At 49.5% G+C, this 21,017-nt stretch carries 14 protein-coding genes; 10 read left to right on the top strand and 4 right to left on the bottom strand.

Annotated features, from left to right (window positions below; genetic code table 11):
- The first annotated feature begins 190 nt into the window (after positions 1 to 190).
- Positions 191 to 1,357: an alanyl-tRNA editing protein gene (locus DXC57_RS01465; RefSeq protein WP_118650853.1), complete on the top strand. Its 1,167-nt coding sequence runs from the start codon at positions 191 to 193 to the stop codon at positions 1,355 to 1,357.
- 202 nt (positions 1,358 to 1,559) lie between these two features.
- On the opposite strand, the gene DXC57_RS01460 is transcribed toward DXC57_RS01465, so the two are convergent.
- Positions 1,560 to 1,796: a hypothetical protein gene (locus tag DXC57_RS01460; protein ID WP_022359553.1), complete on the bottom strand. Its 237-nt coding sequence runs from the start codon at positions 1,794 to 1,796 to the stop codon at positions 1,560 to 1,562.
- A 185-nt stretch (positions 1,797 to 1,981) separates the two neighbouring features.
- On the bottom strand, positions 1,982 to 2,239 hold the full coding sequence (locus DXC57_RS01455; protein ID WP_022359554.1) for a hypothetical protein: 258 nt from the start codon (positions 2,237 to 2,239) through the stop codon (positions 1,982 to 1,984).
- A 494-nt stretch (positions 2,240 to 2,733) separates the two neighbouring features.
- Between DXC57_RS01455 and DXC57_RS01450 the strand changes: the two genes are divergently transcribed.
- Positions 2,734 to 3,216, top strand: a complete 483-nt coding sequence (locus DXC57_RS01450) for a bifunctional precorrin-2 dehydrogenase/sirohydrochlorin ferrochelatase (protein ID WP_117795481.1) — start codon at positions 2,734 to 2,736, stop codon at positions 3,214 to 3,216.
- A gap of 25 nt (positions 3,217 to 3,241) precedes the next feature.
- Positions 3,242 to 5,668, top strand: coding sequence for a hydroxymethylbilane synthase (gene hemC, locus DXC57_RS01445; RefSeq protein ID WP_243101258.1), 2,427 nt, complete (start codon positions 3,242 to 3,244; stop codon positions 5,666 to 5,668).
- A gap of 108 nt (positions 5,669 to 5,776) precedes the next feature.
- On the opposite strand, the gene DXC57_RS01440 is transcribed toward hemC, so the two are convergent.
- Positions 5,777 to 6,631, bottom strand: a complete 855-nt coding sequence (locus DXC57_RS01440) for a PHP domain-containing protein (RefSeq protein ID WP_118650851.1) — start codon at positions 6,629 to 6,631, stop codon at positions 5,777 to 5,779.
- A gap of 331 nt (positions 6,632 to 6,962) precedes the next feature.
- On the opposite strand from DXC57_RS01440, the gene DXC57_RS01435 reads away from it, so the two are divergent.
- The 4 genes from DXC57_RS01435 (at position 6,963) to DXC57_RS01420 (ending at position 15,428) form a co-directional block, all read left to right on the top strand.
- Complete coding sequence (locus DXC57_RS01435; RefSeq protein WP_243101257.1) at positions 6,963 to 8,780, top strand: VanW family protein; 1,818 nt, start codon at positions 6,963 to 6,965, stop codon at positions 8,778 to 8,780.
- 346 nt (positions 8,781 to 9,126) lie between these two features.
- Positions 9,127 to 12,663: a pyruvate:ferredoxin (flavodoxin) oxidoreductase gene (gene nifJ, locus DXC57_RS01430; protein WP_118650849.1), complete on the top strand. Its 3,537-nt coding sequence runs from the start codon at positions 9,127 to 9,129 to the stop codon at positions 12,661 to 12,663.
- A 298-nt stretch (positions 12,664 to 12,961) separates the two neighbouring features.
- The gene (locus DXC57_RS01425; RefSeq protein WP_118650847.1) at positions 12,962 to 13,885 is read left to right on the top strand and encodes an alpha/beta hydrolase; all 924 of its coding nucleotides are present in this window, start codon (positions 12,962 to 12,964) and stop codon (positions 13,883 to 13,885) included.
- A gap of 145 nt (positions 13,886 to 14,030) precedes the next feature.
- Positions 14,031 to 15,428 carry a nucleobase:cation symporter-2 family protein gene (locus DXC57_RS01420; RefSeq protein ID WP_118650845.1) on the top strand — a complete coding sequence of 466 codons (1,398 nt, stop codon included), beginning with the start codon at positions 14,031 to 14,033 and terminating at the stop codon, positions 15,426 to 15,428.
- Between the two features lie 146 nt (positions 15,429 to 15,574).
- On the opposite strand, the gene DXC57_RS15395 is transcribed toward DXC57_RS01420, so the two are convergent.
- Positions 15,575 to 16,699 carry an NTP transferase domain-containing protein gene (locus DXC57_RS15395; RefSeq protein ID WP_182457183.1) on the bottom strand — a complete coding sequence of 375 codons (1,125 nt, stop codon included), beginning with the start codon at positions 16,697 to 16,699 and terminating at the stop codon, positions 15,575 to 15,577.
- 147 nt (positions 16,700 to 16,846) lie between these two features.
- On the opposite strand from DXC57_RS15395, the gene DXC57_RS01410 reads away from it, so the two are divergent.
- The 3 genes from DXC57_RS01410 to DXC57_RS01400 are packed head-to-tail and all read left to right on the top strand — an operon-like array spanning position 16,847 to position 20,555.
- Entirely contained in the window at positions 16,847 to 17,710 is an 864-nt protein-coding gene (locus DXC57_RS01410; protein WP_117795471.1) for an FAD binding domain-containing protein, read from the top strand.
- Positions 17,711 to 17,769: 59 nt separating this feature from the next.
- The gene (locus tag DXC57_RS01405) at positions 17,770 to 18,246 is read left to right on the top strand and encodes a (2Fe-2S)-binding protein (protein ID WP_107000403.1); all 477 of its coding nucleotides are present in this window, start codon (positions 17,770 to 17,772) and stop codon (positions 18,244 to 18,246) included.
- Positions 18,243 to 20,555 carry a molybdopterin cofactor-binding domain-containing protein gene (locus DXC57_RS01400; protein WP_118468604.1) on the top strand — a complete coding sequence of 771 codons (2,313 nt, stop codon included), beginning with the start codon at positions 18,243 to 18,245 and terminating at the stop codon, positions 20,553 to 20,555. Before DXC57_RS01405 ends, DXC57_RS01400 begins: the two co-directional genes overlap by 4 nt.
- Positions 20,556 to 21,017: the final 462 nt, after the last annotated feature.

The raw sequence follows: 21,017 nt of genomic DNA, 5'->3' as shown, positions 1-21,017 counted from the left end.
CACTTCATCATATGAGGGGCAGCTTGCCACAGTTTCCATAAATCAGGAAAATTAGGACGGAAATATTTTATTATAAATTTTTTGTTGAAATAATCGAGATAACCGAGATAACCGGGCGGATCGACATGGATGTTTATCCATAACGATTTGTCACAGAACATTGTACAACGAAATGAAAAGAGGAATGAAAATGGAACCGTTATATTATCAGACACCGTATGTAAAAGAATTTGATGCCATCGTCACCGCCTGTCGCCCGGCAAAGCACGGATTTGAGGTGGAACTTTCCCAGACCGGATTTTACCCGGAGGGCGGCGGACAGCCGTCGGACACCGGACGGATCGGGGAAGTGCATGTGACACATGTGGAGGAGAAACATGGCGTGGTTGTTCATGAGACGGACGCGCCGCTGGAGGTGGGAAGCACCGTTCACGCGGTCATCGACTGGGAACAGCGTTTTTCCAACATGCAGCAACATACGGGAGAACATATCATATCGGGGCTGATTCATGCCGCATACGGATATGATAATGTCGGATTTCATATGGGACACGATGAAGTGACGGTCGATCTGAATGGTCCGCTTAACTGGGAACAGTTAAAGGAAATCGAGAAGAAGGCAAATGCGGTTGTCTGGGCAAATCTTCCGGTACAGGTGACATATCCGGGTGAGGAGGAATTGAAAACCATCGATTACCGCAGCAAGAAAGAGATGACCGGTCAGGTCCGCATCGTAGAGATTCCGGGGGCGGATATCTGTGCCTGCTGCGGCACACACGTGGATTACACGGGAGAGATCGGCGTGATCAAGGTGCTTTCCCTGATGAATTACAAGGGCGGCGTGCGTTTCTCCATGCTCTGTGGTGACCGTGCGCTGGAGAATTTTGAGGCGAAGACGGAGCAGATGCAGACGATCTCTAACCTGCTTTCTGCAAAACCGGAGAAGGCGGCGGAGGCGGTCAGCCATCTGAAAGAGGAGAGCGGGCGCAAGGACGGTGAGATCAACCGCCTCTGGCAGCGCATTCTCACCATGCAGGCAGACGTCTATCCGCAGGGGCAGAAAGCGTTGACTGTATTTGAGCAGGGCATGACGCCAGTTCTGGTGCGTCAGTTTGCAAATCTGCTATTGGAACAGGAAAAAGGAGAGACCGTGCTGGTGTGCTCTGGCGATGACGCGTCAGGTTATAACTACACAGCCGGAAGCCTCGGCCGTGATATGCGTGCATTCGGAAAAGAATTAAACGCCCGTCTGCAGGGACGCGGCGGCGGGAGCACCCAGATGGTGCAGGGAACATTCCGGGCGTCGCGGGAAGAAATTGAAACAGTCTTTCAAGAGCTGGCGCGGATAGAGGCGTAGCTGTTTAGAAGGTTTGCGTGTTTACTGCGTGAAGTATGAGAAACGGTTTGACTTAGATTCATAAAACGGAAAAAAGCTTCCTGTGCAGCAGAGCCAATCTGCCATGCAGCCAGGAAGCTTTTTTATACAGTTTCTATCGTATCATTCAAACATTTTTTTATACAACGGCAAGGTACATACCGTGTACACCTCAGAAGAGAGCTTACTCCCCCTGATACATAAATTTAATCAGTCGGTCTAAGTCCTCTTTCTCATAAGCAACCAGCTCCAGCTCTTTGATATAGCCATTGGAAAAAATATTTGCCATCGACAGATACTGGGACAGCTTGGATTTCAGGTTGATGCGGTCGCCCTCCGGGGAAACCAGCTCGACGGTTCCTTTGCAGGAATCAATTACTTTAAAAAATGTGTTTACATCGGAAATATTCTGGATTTTCATATTTAGCCCTCCTTCATGGATTGGCACACAACCCTGTGTGCAGTTTATACTTTCGTCAATCTTTTAACAATGATAATTATAACAGACCTCTATAAAGGGCGCAATGCTCACATTTTCCAAAAAAATCCTTAAAAAAATATCCCTGTATGTCAAAAATACAGGGATGTCCAAGAAAAGATTGTCTATTAATTGTCAAAATCAATATGAAACGTGTCGTTATTTGCGGTAATATGAACATAGGAGAGATTGAAAGACTCATCCAGAATGTCTACCTTGTATTCAAATACGACGCCATTGTCTTTTTTGGAGAGAAACAGGTAGGTTCCATTTTCTTTTTCCTCCATCTGATCGCAGATGTCGTTGTAGATATCCTCGCCGTTTACCTCGCCCGGATAGCCGGAAGCTTTGATCTTGTCTTCGATTGCTTTGTAAAATTCTTCCATCGTTGTAACTCCTTTATTGGTATTAGTCAATCTTTTTATACTCATTGTATTGAATTTAAATGTGTTATAAGTATACAAAATCTGCACCGTTCTGGCAAGACAAAACAAGGATTACTTTTTACGTATACGGGTATTAATAAAAGAGGGTTACTGTACACGCATACGTAAAAAGTAACGGAATTTGCCGTGGCTTCGCATTTCAATAGGGCAAATTCCTGCTGCCACCACGTTTTCTTACGGCACTTTCGGTTCCAAAAGTGCCTACCCGTGAACAGAAACAAAAGAGGTTCTAAAATGAAAAATAGGTCTGCCTCATGCTTGATTTATAAAACGTGAAACCTTATAATAATACGGAAATACGGTTTTGAAGAGATGAACTCAATTCCGGTGGCATAGAAACAAACGAAGTAACTGTTCAGTAGGTCTGCGGATTTATTGCGCGTGACTGTGAAGGCACTGAACAGTTACCAAACGAAAATAGTGGGAGAAGAGAAATGTCCTATTTTCCGATTTTTATAGATATGACAGATCGGCAGGTGCTGGTTGTGGGAGCTGGAAGTGTGGCATCGAGGCGGGTCGGCGTGCTGGAAAAATTTGGCGCAGCAATCACGGTGATTGCACCGAACACTTCGGAAGAGATACGGAAGCTGGCGGATTCACGGAAAATCCGTCTGATTGAACAAACCTATGAGGAAGTTCGAGATACGATCTGGCAGGAAAAAAACTTTTTTATGGCGCTGGCAGCGACCGGGCAGACGGGGACGGATGCACGGATCAAGGAGGATGCGTCGAGCCATTCCGTCTGGTTTAATATGGCTTCCGATAAAAGTCAGTCAGAGTTTTATTTCCCGGCGATCGCCCAGGGCAGAGAACTGACAGCCGGATTGATTTCTGGCGGAGCGGATCCGGGATTGACGCATCGTGTGGCAAAAGAAGTACGCCGCGTGCTGGCGGAAGCAGAGGTAGAAGATACTTAATATATTTTATAGAGGAGATTAAAAATTGACAGATAACAATAGGATCCGCGTAGGCAGCCGCGACAGTGCGCTGGCAGTTGTTCAGTCAAAGATGGCGATCGCAGCGATGCAGAATGTCTGTCCGGAGACAGGATTTGAATTGATCACGATGAAAACGACGGGAGACAAGGTGCTTGACCGTCCACTTGATGCGGTTGGCGGCAGGGGATTGTTTGTAAAAGAGCTGGATCAGGCGCTTTATGAAGGGCGGTGCGAGCTGACAGTTCATTCCTTAAAAGATATGCCGCTCTGTCCGCCGGAGGAGCTGCCGGTGCTGGCGCTTTTAGAGCGCGAAGATTGCCGCGATGTGCTGGTTCTGCGTGAAGGCTTATCCGAGCTTCCGGCACACCCGGTAATTGGAACTTCCAGCCGCCGCCGCGTCTTACAGGGGCAGAGATTATTCCCGGATGCAGAATTTAAGGGGATCCGAGGCAACCTGAACACGCGTTTGCGAAAGCTCGATTCTGGCGAATATGATGCGCTGATTCTGGCAGCGGCGGGGCTGATTCGTCTGGGATTTGCAGATCGCATCAGCCGTTATTTTTCTGTGGAGGAAATGATCCCGTCAGCAGGACAGGGCATTCTGGCAATCCAGGGACGGCGTGACCGGGAGATCCCTTTTGTGAAAATGGTTCACTCTGAGGAGTCTGCGGTTTTAACCAGGGCAGAACAGGGCTTTGTCGCCACACTTGGAGGCGGATGTTCGTCGCCGACGGCAGCTTCGGCGGTGCTTGAAAATGGAAAAATCAAGCTGCGTGGTCTTTATTATAAGGAAGAAACGGGAGAAGTCCGTATTGGCTCCATTGAGGGGGAGGCAGAGAAAGCAGCGGAGCTTGGAAGAAAATTGGCGGAACAGTTATCGGGAAAGCCTGCACTGTCTCCGCTGGGGAAAGTCTACCTTATAGGCTCGGGCCCTGGCGATGCAGGGCTTTTTACCCTGCGCGGCAGAGAACTTCTGGAGCAGGCGGATGCCGTCGTCTACGACGCTTTGGCAGGCGACGCGGTACTGGGCTGGATTCCGGAGCACACGCGGAAAATTGACGTTGGTAAACGGAGTGGACGCCATTCGAAGAAGCAGGAAGAAATCTTAGAAATTTTATTAGAGGAAGCGAAAAAGGGCGGAACGATCGTGCGCCTCAAGGGCGGGGATCCGTTCGTCTTTGGACGCGGCGGCGAAGAAGCTGAATTTTTAAAGAAACATCAGATCCCGTTTGAGGTGGTTCCGGGTATCAGCTCCAGCCTGGCAGTTCCGGCATATTTTGGCATCCCGGTGACGCACCGAGGATTGGCGGGATCGTTTCATGTGATTACCGGACATCGTATGGAGGGCATGCCGGCTCTGGATTTTGAGGCACTTGCTCGGGTCGGCGGCACCTTAATTTTTCTGATGAGTGTTGCGAATGCGCCGAGGATCTGTGAAGGGCTTCTGAATGCGGGAATGAAACCGGAGACGCCGGCGGCATTTCTGATGAACGGAACCCTTGCGTCCCAGAGAATGATCCGCGCAACCCTGCAGACACTTCCGGAAGAGGGTGTGCGTCAGGGCGTCAAGGCGCCTGCCATCCTTGTGATCGGGGAGGTCTGTGCGCTTGCTGATACGTGTGCATGGAGAGAAGAAAAGCCGTTGGCAGGAAAACGGATCGTGATTACCCGCCCGAAGGAGCGCAGCCAGAAGCTGGCGGAACATCTGCGCGATGCCGGAGCGGAGGTGCTGGAATTTCCGACGATTGAGTTAAAACCGGTCTGGAAAAAATCAGAAAAAGCGGATGCTGGCACAGCGGATAAAGAAAAACTGTATGAACTGGTTCGGAATCTGGAATCGTATCACTGGCTGGTGCTCACGAGTCCGGCAGGGGCACAATATTTCTTTGAGCTTTTGAACCGGATGCAGAAAGATTTCAGGAGCCTCTCCCATCTGCGTTTTGCTGTGATCGGCGAGGGAACCGCGTCCGTCTGCCGGGAACACGGCATTTACCCAGATTATATTCCGGAGCGCTTTTATGCGGCAGATCTCGGAAAAGGGCTGGCAAAACGGGTGAAGCAGAACGAACGCGTATGCATCCTGCGCGCCAGACATGGTTCGCCGGAACTGACGCAGGCATTTGAAGCTGCCGGAATATCCTATATGGATGTGACACTTTACGATACGATCACGCCGGAGGAATCGCCGCTTGCAGCGCGCATCCGTGAACTCCTAAAAGAGGGCGCGATCGATGCGGTCACGTTTACGAGCGGATCGACGGTACAGGGATTCCTGGATATTTTACAGCCGGATAAGGAGACATTGAACGGATTTACAGCCGTCTGTATCGGAGAAAAGACAGAAAAAACCGCCAGCGCGGCGGGAATGAAAGCCGTACTGGCGGAGTCCGTCTCGGAAGAAGGGATTGAGCAGGCGCTCTATCATATGTAAACACATAAACAGACGTCTGTTCAGCAGGTTCATGAAGAAGTTTTCATATAGATTGTAAATGCCTGAACATACGGAACCGATAGAAGCGTGAGCGGGTAAATCAGCATTTTAGCTGTTTTTCTGCTGTAACCGGGCTTTTATGTTGTCCAGCAACAGTGCAGAAACCCGCAGACCGCCGTAGCCGCTTCCAAGATGGATATCTGGTTTGTTGGCACCGTGAAAATCGGAACCGCCGGTGGAAACCAGACCGAGACGGGAAGCTATTTCACGTAAATGAAGACTGTCGGATTGAGAGTGTGAGGAATAATAAACCTCGATGCCCATCATTCCGGCTTCTTTTAAATAGGAGAGAAGCTGCTCGGTCTTTTTCCAGCCAAGTTTATACTGGAGAGGATGTGCGAGCGCTGGTAAACCGCCAGCTACACGGATCAGGCGGATCGCTTCCTCCGGCTCAATCATCTGCTTCGGGCGGTAATATTTTTTGCCGTCCCCGAGGTATTTATCAAATGCCTGGCTGACCGAAGTGACACAGCCTTTTTCAAGCAGTGCGCGTGCAAAATGGGCACGGGTGATGACAGTGTGTTCATTTCCGTGAATTAAATCTTCATATTTAATGGGAAATCCATCTGCCTGAAATAAAGCGAGAAGCTCTTCATTGCGCCGGTTGCGGATCTCGCGGACCTGCCGCAGTGCAGATAAAAGTTCCGGGCAGTGCGGGTTCAGGTAGAGCCCCAGAATATGGATTTCTTTTCCTTTATAAGGACTGGAAAATTCGGCACCGGGAATGACAGTCAGGGAGGTGTTCTCGGCTGCCTGCGTGGCTTCCGCAACGCCGTCAACTGTATCATGATCCGTCAGCGCATAGGCGGTCAGACCGCATTGGAGCGCCAGCTTTGTCACTTCGGTGGGCGTGAGTGTTCCGTCCGAAGCAGTAGAATGAACGTGTAAATCAATTAACTGCATAGATGCAGACCTCCTTCTGCTGTAAGACTACCCGCATTAGATGGAAAAGTCAAGTATGCGGCAGATACCCACTGCAGTTTGCCAGTGTGTAAACGGGAACAAAAATGATTGTTTACATCAGATATATTTGAAAGAAGAAGCGTTATACAAAAAACAGAGCGGTTGTGGAAATTTGTACCAGGAAAAGGTTGTGGGGATCAAAAAAATTTATAAGTTAATTTAAGAATTATGTTATTTTCTTTTCCTGGAATTGTGCTATACTGTAGCAGGGATATTTTCAAATAAACACATATAATAAAATTTCATGGAAAAGACGGACAGGTGATGGAAAATGAGTGAGTACAACAGAAATTCTTCAGGAGGAAGGAATTTTGAACATAGAGGATTGGAGGGCGGAACGCTGAGTTCGTACAGCCGTGCCGGATATAGCAGTACCGGGCATCGTTCGTCGTCCGAAACATCCAGCCATACAAAAAGTACAGCTGCGCACACAAGCACGGGACGCCGGGATACTGCGATGAACCGGGCGGCAGCCGGTCGGAGTGGGCATACTTCCGGGCGTTATAAAAAGAAGAGAAGAAACCGTCTGGATATTACACAGATCCTTTTGATCGTGATCGGTGTTCTGGCGGTTATCCTGATAGCGGCGATTGCCTCCCGCGGGTGCGGTGGGGGCAGCGCGGCAGGCGGGGCGACCGAATCGGATGCCGTACAGGAGAGTACCGTGGCAGATGGAGCGGTGACCGTCAACGGCGTCAATATTTACGGAATGACGCAGGAGGAGGCGCGCAAGGCGATCCTTGATTCATTTGACTGGAAGATGAAGGTCAAATACGAGGACAAAGAGGCCGACGTCACCAATCTGATGGCGGATAAAGTTGATCAGCTTCTCGAGGAGATCTATGCAAGTGATCTGAAACCGGGTGAGACATATGAAGTCAACACGGAAAATATGATCGAGGATGCCAAGGCAGAGGCAGCACTGATTGCCGGAAACTGGAACATGGCAGCCAAGAGCGGCGGTATCTCCGGTTACAATAAGGAAACGGGCAAGTTTGAGTTCAGCGAGGGCACCAAGGGACTTGTCATCGATCAGGACAAGCTGGCACAGGCGATGGTCGATGCGATTGACAAGAAAGAGTTTGATGCCGTTCTGACCGCAGAGACGAAGGAAGTCGCAGCGGATTCGTCGGTACAGGATAAGTACAAGACAATGTCCACCTACACAACCACGACGACCTCCAACAGCAACCGAAACGAGAATATCCGTCTGGCGGTCGCAGCGTTAAACGGAACGATTGTCAAACCAGGACAGGAATTTTCCTTTAACAATACGACCGGTGCGAGAACCGAAGAAAAAGGCTACAAGCCGGCAACCGCATACTTAAATGGCGAGGTTGTCCAGGAGCCAGGCGGTGGCGTCTGCCAGGTATCTTCAACCTTATATAACGCGGTTGTATTTGCAGGGCTTAAGAGTACGGAGCGCCACGCACACAGCTACGAGCCGTCCTACGTTACACCGGGCGAGGATGCGGCAGTCAGCTACGGCGGACCGGACTTCAAGTTCGTCAACAACTCGGAATATCCGCTGGCTATCAAGGCAAGCTTCAGCGCATCTGATCGAAAACTGACGATCGCACTGTATGGAGTTCCGATTCTGAAAGAGGGTGTCAAGATTCGTATGTCTTCTGAGAAGACAGGCGAGATTGATCCGCCGTCTGCGGTTTATACCGAGGATGGTTCCCTGCAGCCGGGTCAGGAAGTGCAGACAAAGGCAGCGACTCCGGGCAGCCGCTGGTCCACGGATCTGGTTACCTATGAGAATGATAAAGAAGTGAGTCGTGAATTTTTTCACAATAGCAGCTATCGTGGAAAGGCAGCGCAAATCAAACGTAACAGTTCCGCTACTGTAGCGACCAACGCAACGGAGGCAACGGCGGCAGCAGAGAGTACCGCAGCTGAGACAAATGCAGCTAATGAGAGCACAGCGGCACATGAGACAACCACAGCGGCACCGTCCAGCCCTGGCGGCGAGACAAAAGTTCCGACCACGACAGCGGCGGCATCCAACGAAGGATCACAGGAGACAACTCCAGAGCCAGAGGAAACGAACCCGGTTGTGGAAGCAAATGGACCTGGAAGCAATTAAAACCAAGGCAAAACTAAGGTGAAATATAGAAAGTGCTGTAAGATAGATTGCAAAAATGAATGATAAAAGGGCATTCAAGCGGCATTTGAATGAAAAGCACCGCTGGATGGAGAGTCTTTCTTCGTCTGGCGGTGCTTTTTTCCATATTTTGTGATTTTACCGACTATCTGAAAAAACAGTAGACAGCTTTTTTGTAATTGTTCGAAAAATAATACCGGATATAAATCAAATTTATTTGCATTTTGACGAGAATTTGTTATAATATTATCAGGTAAATTTCCAGGACAATCTATTTGGGGAGATTTATTACTGAATACATTCACTATCAATAGGAGGAATATTCATTATGGCAAGAAAGATGAAAACCATGGATGGAAACCACGCAGCAGCGCATGCTTCTTACGCATACACCGACGTGGCAGCTATCTATCCGATTACCCCTTCTTCTCCGATGGCTGAGGCTACCGATGAATGGGCAACAGACGGAAGAACCAATATTTTCGGCCACACAGTTCAGATTACAGAGATGCAGTCTGAGGCAGGTGCAGCAGGTGCAGTACACGGATCTCTGGCAGCAGGTGCGCTGACAACCACGTACACCGCTTCCCAGGGTCTGCTTCTGATGATCCCGAACTTATACAAGATTGCAGGTGAGCAGCTCCCGGGCGTATTTAATGTTTCTGCTCGTGCACTGGCCAGCCATGCGTTATCCATCTTTGGTGACCATTCTGATATTTATGCGTGCCGTCAGACAGGCTGCGCGATGCTGTGTGAATCCAGCGTACAGGAAGTTATGGATTTAACCCCGGTTGCACATCTGGCATCCATCAAGGGCAAGATTCCGTTCATTAACTTCTTTGATGGTTTCCGTACATCCCATGAGATTCAGAAGATCGAGACCTGGGATTATGAAGATCTGAAAGATATGGCAGATATGGATGCAATCGATGCATTCCGTAAGAATGCACTGAACCCGAACCACCCGTGTCAGCGCGGTTCTGCTCAGAACCCGGATATCTTCTTCCAGGTAAGAGAGGCTTGCAACCCGTACTACGATGCACTTCCGGCGATTGTTCAGGAATACATGGACAAGGTCAATGAGAAGATTGGCACAGACTACAAGCTGTTCAACTACTATGGCGCTCCGGATGCAGAGCACGTTATCATTGCAATGGGTTCTGTCAACGATACCATCGAGGAGACGATCGATTACCTCGTAGCAGCTGGAAAGAAAGTCGGCGTTGTAAAGGTTCGCCTGTACCGTCCGTTCGTAGCCAGCGCACTGGTAGATGCTATTCCGGATACAGTTAAGCAGATTTCCGTATTAGACCGCACCAAAGAGCCAGGTTCCCTTGGCGAGCCGCTTTACCTTGATGTAGTAGCAGCATTAAAGGGTACAAAATTCGATCAGACTCCGATCTTCACAGGTCGTTACGGACTTGGTTCCAAGGATACCACACCGGCTCAGATCGTAGCTGTATATGAGAACACAACCAAGAAACAGTTCACCATCGGTATCGTAGATGATGTTACCAACCTTTCCCTGGAGCTTGGCGCACCGCTTGTTACCACTCCGGAAGGAACTGTAAACTGTAAGTTCTGGGGTCTTGGTGCCGACGGTACTGTAGGTGCAAACAAGAACTCTATCAAGATCATCGGCGATAATACCGATATGTACGCACAGGCTTACTTCGATTATGACTCCAAGAAATCTGGTGGTGTTACAATGTCCCACCTTCGTTTCGGTCATAAACCGATCAAATCCACCTACCTGATCCACAAGGCAAACTTTGTTGCCTGTCACAACCCAGCTTACATCCGTAAGTACAACATGGTTCAGGAACTGGTTGACGGCGGTACATTCCTGTTAAACTGCCCATGGAACATGGAAGAGCTGGAGCAGCACTTACCGGGACAGGTTAAGAAGTTCATCGCTGACCACAAGATTAAATTCTACACCATCGACGGTGTTAAACTGGGTATCGAGACCGGTATGGGTCCGACCCGTATCAATACCATCCTTCAGGCCGCATTCTTCAAGCTGGCAAATATTATTCCGGAGGAGAGAGCGATCGAACTGATGAAGGCTGCTGCAAAGGCAACCTACGGCCGTAAGGGTGAAGACGTTGTTATGAAGAACTGGGCTGCTATCGATGCAGGTGCTCAGCACGTTGTAGAGGTTCAGGTTCCGGAAAGCTGGAAGAGCGGCGTTGACGAGGGTCTTGATATGACTCACGCAACAGAGGGAAGAGCTGACGTTGTTAAGTTTGTAAATACCGTTCAGGCTGCTGTTAATGCTCAGGAAGGCAACAATCTGCCGGTATCTGCATTCACCGATTATGTAGATGGTACAACTCCGTCCGGTTCTGCAGCTTACGAGAAACGTGGTATCGCAGTTAACGTACCGGTATGGAATCCGGATAACTGTATCCAGTGTAACTTCTGTTCTTATGTCTGCCCGCACGCAGCTATCCGTCCGATCGCTATGACAGAGGCTGAGGCAGCAGCAGCTCCGGAAGGAACAAAGACCCTGCCGTTAACCGGTATGCCGGAGTACAAGTTCGTTATGACCATCTCCGCACTGGATTGTACCGGATGTGGTTCCTGTGCTAACGTTTGCCCGGGCAAGAAGGGTGAGAAAGCTCTTACCATGGTAAGCCTTGAGAAGAACGTAGAAGCTCAGAAGGGCTTTGATTACGGCCAGACACTTCCGATCAAACAGGATGTTATTGATAAATATAAAGAGACCACCGTTAAGGGAAGCCAGTTCAAACAGCCGTTACTTGAGTTCTCCGGCGCTTGTGCAGGATGCGGCGAGACTCCGTACGCAAAACTGATTACTCAGCTGTTCGGCGATCGTATGTACATTGCCAACGCAACCGGATGCTCCTCTATCTGGGGCAACTCTTCACCGTCCACACCTTACACCATGAACAAGGCTGGCAAGGGTCCGGCTTGGGACAACTCCCTGTTCGAGGACAACGCAGAGTTCGGTTATGGTATGCTTCTGGCTCAGAATGCTATCCGTGACGGCTTAAAGGGTAAGATTGAGGCTGTGATGGCTGCTGACCAGGCTTCTGCAGAAGTTAAGGCTGCTTGCAAAGAATGGCTTGATACGTTCGGAATCGGTGCTCTGAACGGCGCAGCTACCGATAAACTGGTAGCAACTCTGGAAGGTATCGACTGCGATATCTGCAAAGACATTGTTAAGAATAAAGACTTCCTCTCCAAGAAATCCCAGTGGGTATTCGGTGGTGACGGATGGGCTTACGATATCGGCTTCGGCGGTGTAGACCACGTACTGGCATCCGGTAAGGATATCAACATCATGGTTTACGATACCGAGGTTTACTCCAACACAGGCGGACAGTCCTCCAAGGCTACTCCGACCGGTGCGGTTGCTCAGTTCGCTGCAGGCGGTAAAGATGTGAAGAAGAAAGATCTTGCTTCCATCGCTATGAGTTACGGCTATGTATACGTTGCCCAGATCTCCATGGGTGCTGACTATGCTCAGACTGTTAAGGCTCTTGCTGAGGCAGAGGCATATCCGGGTCCGTCCTTAATCATCGCTTACGCTCCGTGTATCAACCACGGTATCAAGAAGGGTATGGATAAGGCTCAGACTGAGGAGAAACTGGCAGTAGAGTGCGGTTACTGGCACAACTTCCGTTACAATCCGGCTGCAGAGGACAAGAAGTTCACTCTGGACAGCAAGGCACCGACAGGTGACTACCAGGCATTCTTAAAGGGTGAGGTTCGTTACGCATCTCTGGCTCTGAAGAATCCGGATAGAGCCGGCGCGCTGGATGCAAAGAACGAGGAAGAGGCAAAGGCTAGATACCAGTACCTGAACAAGCTCGTTACTCTGTATACAAACAACTAATGAATCACTGATTCATGAATATATGACATACGATATATAAAACGTATGACTGCAGAAGCTCCGTCGAAAGATGGAGCTTTTGTTGTGTAATAGGAAATTCCTTGGAATTCCCTATTACACAACAAGGCACATTCTTTTTTTAAGGGGGAAAATCGTATAATAGAGTGTTTTTGTGGTATCCTGTATATGAAAAGGATCTGAAAATTATATGCTTCAATAAAACAGGAAAATAAAAAATATTTCAGGCAATGTTGAGAGAGATAATTTGATATAGCGTTTAGAAAGCGGGGAAATCAGGATGGCACAGGGCAAAGATTTTTATATTCCATTCCAGGATGGGAGCGGCAGAATCCATGGCATCTGCTGGGAGCCGGAGGAAACACCGTGGGCGGTCATTCAGGTGGCGCACGGTATGATCGAGCACATTGGCAGATACGAAGAATTTGCACAGGCGATGAACCGGGCGGGGATTGCGGTCATCGGGCACGATCATCCGGGACATGGACGGACAGCAAAACCAGGGGAATTGGGCGAGTTCGCGGAGAAAAATGGTGTCCGCCGCGTGAACGGTGCGATGGCGCAGGTGGCACGTTTTGCGAAACACAAGTTTCAGGGCATTCCGCATATTCTTCTGGGGCACAGCATGGGTTCGTTTTTTGGACGCCGTTTTATCACGCATTATGGAGAATGGCTGGACGGCGCAATTTTCATGGGAACCGGAAGCCAGCCGGAACCACTTTTGTGGCTGGGCGGAACCGTCGTGGCAGCGGCAGCGTGGCTGGAAGGAAGAAATGGACGAAATGAGCGGCTGCACCAGCTGGTTCTTGGAAGCTATAACCGCTATTTTGAAAAAGGAAAAACGGAACATCAATGGCTGTCGCGCGTGACGGAGGAGGATGAAAAATACGAGGCGGATCCATACTGCCAGTTTTTATTTACCGATGGGGCATTCGTCGATTTTTTCCAGGTCATGCTGGATTTGAAGCGGAAGAGAGGCTTTGATGGAATTCCGAAAAATCTGCCGATTCTGCTGATATCGGGAGAGGAGGACCCGGTCGGAGAAGGCGGACGCGGTGTGCGGCGCACGATGGAAGATCTGCAAGAAACCGGATGTACCAATGTGGCGATGCAACTTTATCCGGGGGCAAGGCATGAACTGTTTCATGAGATCAACCGGGAAGAGGTATTTGGTGATATTGTGGACTGGGTAAGTAAGTTATAAGTAATACTTATAACTTACTTAATGAAAAATAATATACAAATGAAAAAACAATCTTTACAGTTCATATGCTTTTTTTTATAATTGAGAATGTTTTGGAAACTGTGTAAAAAGGTAGTTTTAAATTGGGTACAGGGAGAGAAAATCTATGGAAAATGAAAAGAAATTTACGGGACCTGCCTATGAGTTTGAGGCGAAGATGCCGTTAAAACAGGCGATTCCGCTGGGACTGCAGCACGTGCTTGCGATGTTTGTCGGTAACCTGACACCACTTCTGATCATCACAGGCGCCTGTGGTATCACGGGCGGAAACGATCTGGCACAGCTGCAGATCGAGCTTCTGCAGAATGCGATGCTGGTGGCGGGACTGATCACGCTGCTGCAGTTATTTTCGGTTGGTCCGGTCGGCGGCAAGGTTCCGATTATCATGGGAACCAGCTCTGGTTTCATCGGTGTATTCAACAGCGTGGCGGCTACGATGGGCGGCGGTATTTTAGCGTACGGCGCCATTATGGGTGCTTCGATCATCGGCGGTCTGTTCGAGAGTGTGCTGGGATGCTTCTTAAAGCCGCTTCGCCGATTTTTCCCGTCGGTCGTAACAGGTACGGTCGTTCTTTCGATTGGTCTGTCATTGATCGGGGTCGGCGTCAATTCCTTCGGCGGCGGCAGCTCGGCGCAGGACTTTGGTTCCATGGAAAATATGCTGCTTGCTATTTTTGTCCTGATTGTGATTCTGGCAGTGAAGCACGGAACGAAGGGATATTTAAGTTCTTCCTCGATTCTGGTCGGAATTATTGCCGGTTATGCGGTAGCATTCATCATGGGTCTGGTGCTTCCGCACACGGGCATTGCAGCGGACGGAACCGAATATACCAAAGCATGGGTATTAAACTGGGATAAGGTAGCACAGGCAAGCTGGATCAGCATTCCGCCGATCATCCCGGTTAAAATTGTCTTTGATATGCGCGCAATTTTGCCGGTTCTTATCATGTTTATTGTAACCGCTGTTGAGACGGTCGGAGATATTTCCGGTGTCGTTGAGGGCGGTATGGACCGTGAGGCGACCGATAAAGAGCTTTCCGGCGGCGTTATCTGCGATGGACTTGGTTCCAGTATTGCGGCGCTGTTCGGTGTTCTTCCGAACACTTCGTTCAGCCAGAACGTAGGTCTGGTTACAATGACAAAGGTAGTCAACCGCATGGCACTTGCAACCGGCGCGGTATTCCTGATTCTGTGCGGTCTGATTCCGAAGCTGGGTGCGATCGTTTCGATCATGCCGCAGTCGGTACTGGGAGGCGCAGCGGTTATGATGTTCTCTTCGATCGTAGTTAGCGGTATTCAGCTTATCACGAAAGAGAAGATGACTTCACGCAACCTGACCATCGTCTCTGTTGCACTGGGTGTTGGTTACGGCATGGGTGCACATGCAACCATCCTTTCCAAGATGCCGGAAGCAATTCAGCTTGTATTCGGCGGATCTGGTATCGTTCCGGCAGCTTTCATGGCGATTATCCTGAATGTGCTGCTGCCGAAGGATGAGGCGTAAGAAATAGGAAGATTAGAAAAAGGTCATAGGTACATAAAAATATAAGATCCATCTATAAAATATGGAATGTATGGCTGAAAGTGATACGTAGATGGATAAAAAGGGACTGGCATCATGCTGCATGTGTGATGTCAGTCCTTATAGTTTTATTCGATTGTTACCAGATTCTCCAGGCGTTTGAGCTCCTCCGGCGTGTCTACATCCATCAATTCCTCCGGCACTTCGGCAGTCACATACTGGACAACGTCCGGATGCTGGCGGAGAACATGGCTTCCGCCAGCTTTTTCCGGCAGATGGAGCAGTTCGTCAAAATATGCCCGGTCGAAGAGAATCGGGCTTCCGACGGTGGTTGAGACGGAAGGTTCGGGAGAAGCCGTCATTTGGATGCTGCAGAGCTGTACAATCGGTGATTTTTCTGCAATTCCTGAATTCTGAGGCAATTTTGATTTCAAAATGGAAAAATCAGAATCTGGGAAAACAGATTCAGAGTGACCTGGTGATATTTTGCATTCGAGATAGCGCCGGCATATCCGTTCCAGTGTCCGTGGACGCAGAAGCGGCTGATCGCCGAGTGCAAAGAGACAGCCTGATAAATCCGGGTGCCTTTTTAACATGTGTGTAAGTCCCAGGCAGAGCGCCTCGTTCCGATTGGGAAGTGTATGAATCAGCACCGGAATTCCCAGGGACTGACAGTAATCGTGAACCTCCCGGGAGCGCGTCACAACGAGACGATCGGCAAAGAGCGGAACAGAACCGGTCACATCCAGAACCGAGTGGATGAGCGGAGCACCGTGGAACGAAGCCATGAGCTTGTTTGAGCCGAAACGTTTTCCAAGACCAGAGGCCATGATGATGCAGGCGATCCGGACCTCGTTTGAATTTTGCAAACAAGTGAAAGAGGGCGTTTGTGTTCCAGAAGAGAAAAAAACAGATTTCCGCCTGCAAAAAAATTCTTCATATAATTGTTGCCCACTCTCCGTACATGCATCCCGATATGCCTCATACTTAGCTAGAAACTCCCTTGCCTCCGCCGTCATCTGGCTGCCTCCGCCGCCTTTTCCGCCGGTGGTGCGGACGGTCAGTGGAAATCCAAGCGTGGCTTCGGCGGAGCGGATAATCCGAAGTGCTTTTGTATACGCCATATTCATGGACAGAGCGGCGGAGCGGAGCGAGCCGGTTTCATCGATGGCATGAAGAAGCTGACGAGGACCTTCGCCAAAGAAACGATGGTTTTCGTCATTGCAGAGGTAGGTACGGATGGATGGTTTCATAGTTTTGTCAAATCCTCCTAATCTTTTCTGGAAAAAGGGGCCTCGTTGTATTTTAAAAATAACAACGGAATTATACCATGTTTTATGCTATAATAAAAGATGGATAATTTTGTTATTTAAGAAATAGATGAAAAAGAGGAAAAACCTATGATGACGATTCGAGAATATAAACGGGTAGAAAGCCTGGAGGAAGCCTGGGAGCTGAATCAGAAAAAAGCGAACCGGGTGATAGGCGGTATGATCTGGCTGAAGATGAGCCGGGGCAATGTAGGAACCGCGATTGATATTTCAGGGCTGGGGCTGGATCAGATAGAGGAGACAGAGGATGCGTTTGAGATTGGCGCGATGGTTACCCTGCGCCAGCTGGAAGAACATCCGGGACTGGCGGCATACACAGACGGTGCCATGCGCGAGTCGGTGCGCCATATCGTCGGCGTGCAGCTTCGGAACCTGGCGACAGTCGGAGGCAGTATCTATGGCAGATTTGGATTTTCAGATGTCCTGACGATGTTCCTGGCGATGGACACCGAAGTGGAACTTTACAAAGCTGGACGGATGCCGTTGGTGGAATTTGCAAAACAGATCGGCGGCCGGGACATTTTAGTTAAATTAATTGTCCATAAAGACAAAGCCGTATATCACTACCAGTCCGTGCGGAATACGCAGACTGATTTTCCAGTGCTGACCTGTGCAGCGGCGAAACGGGCGGATGGAGCATATCGTTTTAGCATCGGTGCGCGTCCGGGGCGTGCTGTGTTGTTCGAGGCATCAGCGGAGACAATACAGGCGCTTATAGAGGAAAAGCAAAAGGCTGAAACAAAAGCAGATGCGGATGCCGATACCAGAGAAAGTCAGGACAAGACGCAGACCGGGAAGAAAGCAGCCTGTCTTGCAAAGTGGATCCGTGATCAGGTTCAGACGTCTTCAAATATGCGCGGCAGCGCTGAATACCGGAAACATTTAACCGGTGTTCTGATAAAGCGGGCGGTGCGTGTGCTGGAAGAGTGCTAAACGAAATAGGACAATAAAATGATCGTATAACAGTATGAATATTAGGAGATTCACATATGATGCAGATAACGATTACTCTAAATGGAACGAAGATTTCCCCGGAGATTGAACCGGATACGCTTCTGATTGATCTGGTACGCAGTCAGGGCTGTTACAGTGTCAAGCGCGGCTGCGAGACGGCAAACTGCGGACTCTGTACCGTATTTCTGGATGAAAAACCAGTGCTTTCCTGTTCCGTGCTGGCGGCGCGGGCGGACGGTCACAGCGTGACGACGCTGGAAGGACTCCAGGAGGAGGCAAAAGAATTTGGCGCATTCATTGCCGATCAGGGAGCCGAACAGTGCGGCTTCTGTAATCCGGGCTTTATCATGAATGCGCTGGCGCTGTTCCGGGAAAAAGAGTTCCCGGAGGAGGATGAAATCCGCGAATATCTGGCAGGAAACCTGTGCCGCTGTTCCGGTTATGAAGGACAGCTTCGCGGCATTCTGGCATTTTTAGACTGGAAGAGAGAAAAACAGAAGGAGGCGGCAGAATGAGAGTAGTCAATACTTCTGTACGAAAAAAAGATGCGATGCAGCTGGTAACCGGACAGCCGGTTTACGTGGATGATCTGGCGCCGCAGGACTGCCTGATCGTCAAACTTCTGCGTTCCCCGTATGCGAATGCGATGGTAAAAACGATCAACACCGCGATCGCAATGAAAGTTCCGGGCATCGAGGCAATTTATACCTGGGAGGATGTGCCGCAGGATGCAAAGCGCTACACACAGGCGGGGCAGACATACCCGGAGGCGAGCCCGTATGACCGTCTCCTGATCGACCGCCATGTCCGTTTTCAGGGCGATATCGTGGCGATTGTAGCAGGAAAAGATGAAAAATGTGTCGATAAAGCACTCCGCCTGATCAAGGTACAGTATGAAGTCTTAGAGCCGGTTCTGGATTTCCATACGTCAAAGGACAACCCGATCTTGGTTCACCCAGAGGACAACTGGGAGAGTCTTGCTCCGGTCGGCGCAGACAACAAGCGCAACCTCTGCGCGCACGATGAGTGCGGCAACGGGGATGTCGAGGCGGTTTTAAAGGACTGCGACATCGTGATTGATCATGTATACCACACAAAGCCGTGCCAGCAGACGATGATGGAGACATTCCGTACCTATTGTTCGATCGATACCTACGGAAGATTAAATATTTTAAGTTCCACGCAGATCGTGTTCCACTGCCGCAGAATCGTGGCAAATGCGCTTCATATCCCGAAGTCGATGGTGCGCGTGAGCAAGCCGAGAATCGGCGGGGGTTTTGGTGCGAAGCAGACGGCGGTCTGTGAAGTCTATCCGGCATTCGTTACCTGGATGACGAAAAAACCGTCGAAGCTGATTTATAGCCGGATGGAGGCACAGACGGCGTCTTCGCCGCGCCATGAGATGGAGATGCATGTGCGTCTGGGCGCGATGAAGGACGGCACGATCCGCGGCATCGATCTTTACACATTGTCCAATACCGGTGCTTACGGCGAGCATGGACCGACAACCGTTGGACTGTCAGGACACAAATCGATCCCGTTGTATGGAAGTGTTGAGGCATTCCGGTTTATCAGCGATGTTGTCTACACGAATATCATGTCGGCAGGCGCGTACCGTGGCTATGGTGCGACACAGGGACTTTTCGCGATCGAGTCGGCGGTCAATGAGCTGGCAGACCAGATTCAGATGGATCGCTTTGAGATCCGCCTGAAAAACATGGTTAAAGAGGGCGATCTGATGCCAGCATATTATAATCAGGTTAATACAAGCTGCGCACTCGACCGTTGTGTAAAAAAAGTGCGTGAGATGATCGGCTGGGAAGACAAATATCCGGTGCGTGACATGGGCAATGGCAAGGTCCGCAGCGTCGGCATGGGTATGGCGATGCAGGGATCGGCAATCACGGCGATGGATGTCGGAAGTGCCCGTCTCAAAGTCAACGACGAAGGGTTCTATACATTGTCGCTCGGAGCGGCAGATATGGGAACCGGCTGTGACACGATTCTGGCGCAGATTGCGGCGGAAGTGCTGGAATGCCCAATCGACGCGATCACGGTGCTGGGCGCGGACACGGATTCATCCCCGTATGACTCAGGTTCTTATGCATCGAGTACGACCTATCTGACCGGAAAAGCGACCGAACGGTGTGCGTTGCGCCTGCGTGAGCAGATCTGTAAACTGGGTGCAGAACTTCTGGGCGTCCCGGCGGATGCAGTGGAATTTGACGGAAAAGAGGTATTCACAACCGAAAAAGCCGGGGATGAGACGAAGAAGATCGCTCTGGCTGATATCGCAACGGCGTCCATGTACGGGCATGAAATTCCGCTGGAGGTAACCGAGTCGAGAACCGCCCACATTTCCCCGCCTCCGTTTATGGCAGGTGCGGTTGAGCTTGAGATTGATATGGAGACAGGCGAAACCAGCGTTATTAATTATGCGGCAGCGGTAGACTGCGGTACACCGATCAATCCGAATCTGTCCCGCCTGCAGGTTGAGGGCGGTCTGATGCAGGGAATCGGCATGGCGCTGACGGAAAATATTACCCGCAATGCACAGGGTGGTGTGCGTGAAAATTCCCTGATGCAGTATAAGATTCCGACCCGGATTGACTATGGACATTTAAACGTTGAATTTGAGAGCAGTTATGAGCCATCTGGTCCATTCGGAGCAAAGTCGATCGGCGAGATTGTTATCAACACGCCGCTTCCGGCGATTGCTGATGCGGTGTACAATGCAGTCGGAAAACGATTCTATGAGCTTCCGATCACGCCGGAGCAGATTGCACGCGCGGCGGCAGAGAAGCTGGGAGAAGATTTTATTTAAAGAGATAGATTAAAAACAAAAAGCTGCAGCAGAATGTTATATGTTAGCATTTTGCAGCAGCTTTTGTTTTTGTTCACGTGTTACTGTTCACACATGCGTGAACAGTAACGTTCACGCACAATGTGTCATAGTTCTAAGCTGTTTTGGCTTGCATTCTGCCGCAGGTCTATATATAATGAAAGAGTAGATATCTATTTTAGATCTGGTAAATCTGATTTCATAATTCAAATCTATTTATTTTAATTTCGTAACTGTTCAGTACCTTCACAGTCACTTAATTTCAAATCAAATTCAAGTAGAATTTCTTTTATCTCAGTTAAGAAGACTCCCATCTCTTTTGGATGATATCAATTTCAGAGAAGATAAGTTTGTTTTAATAAATGTTTAATTCTAAAAATTCAAAATATCGTTAAAAGTATTCAAATTTTAAATCTGTATGATATGAAAAATGCAAGGCAAGGT

Origin of the sequence: Clostridium sp. TF06-15AC (genome assembly GCF_003481165.1) — a bacterium.
In the GTDB taxonomy this organism is placed as follows: domain Bacteria; phylum Bacillota; class Clostridia; order Lachnospirales; family Lachnospiraceae; genus Otoolea; species Otoolea fessa.
Note: the sequence above shows the minus strand (reverse complement) of the source record. Positions and strands in the feature narration are given on the sequence as shown.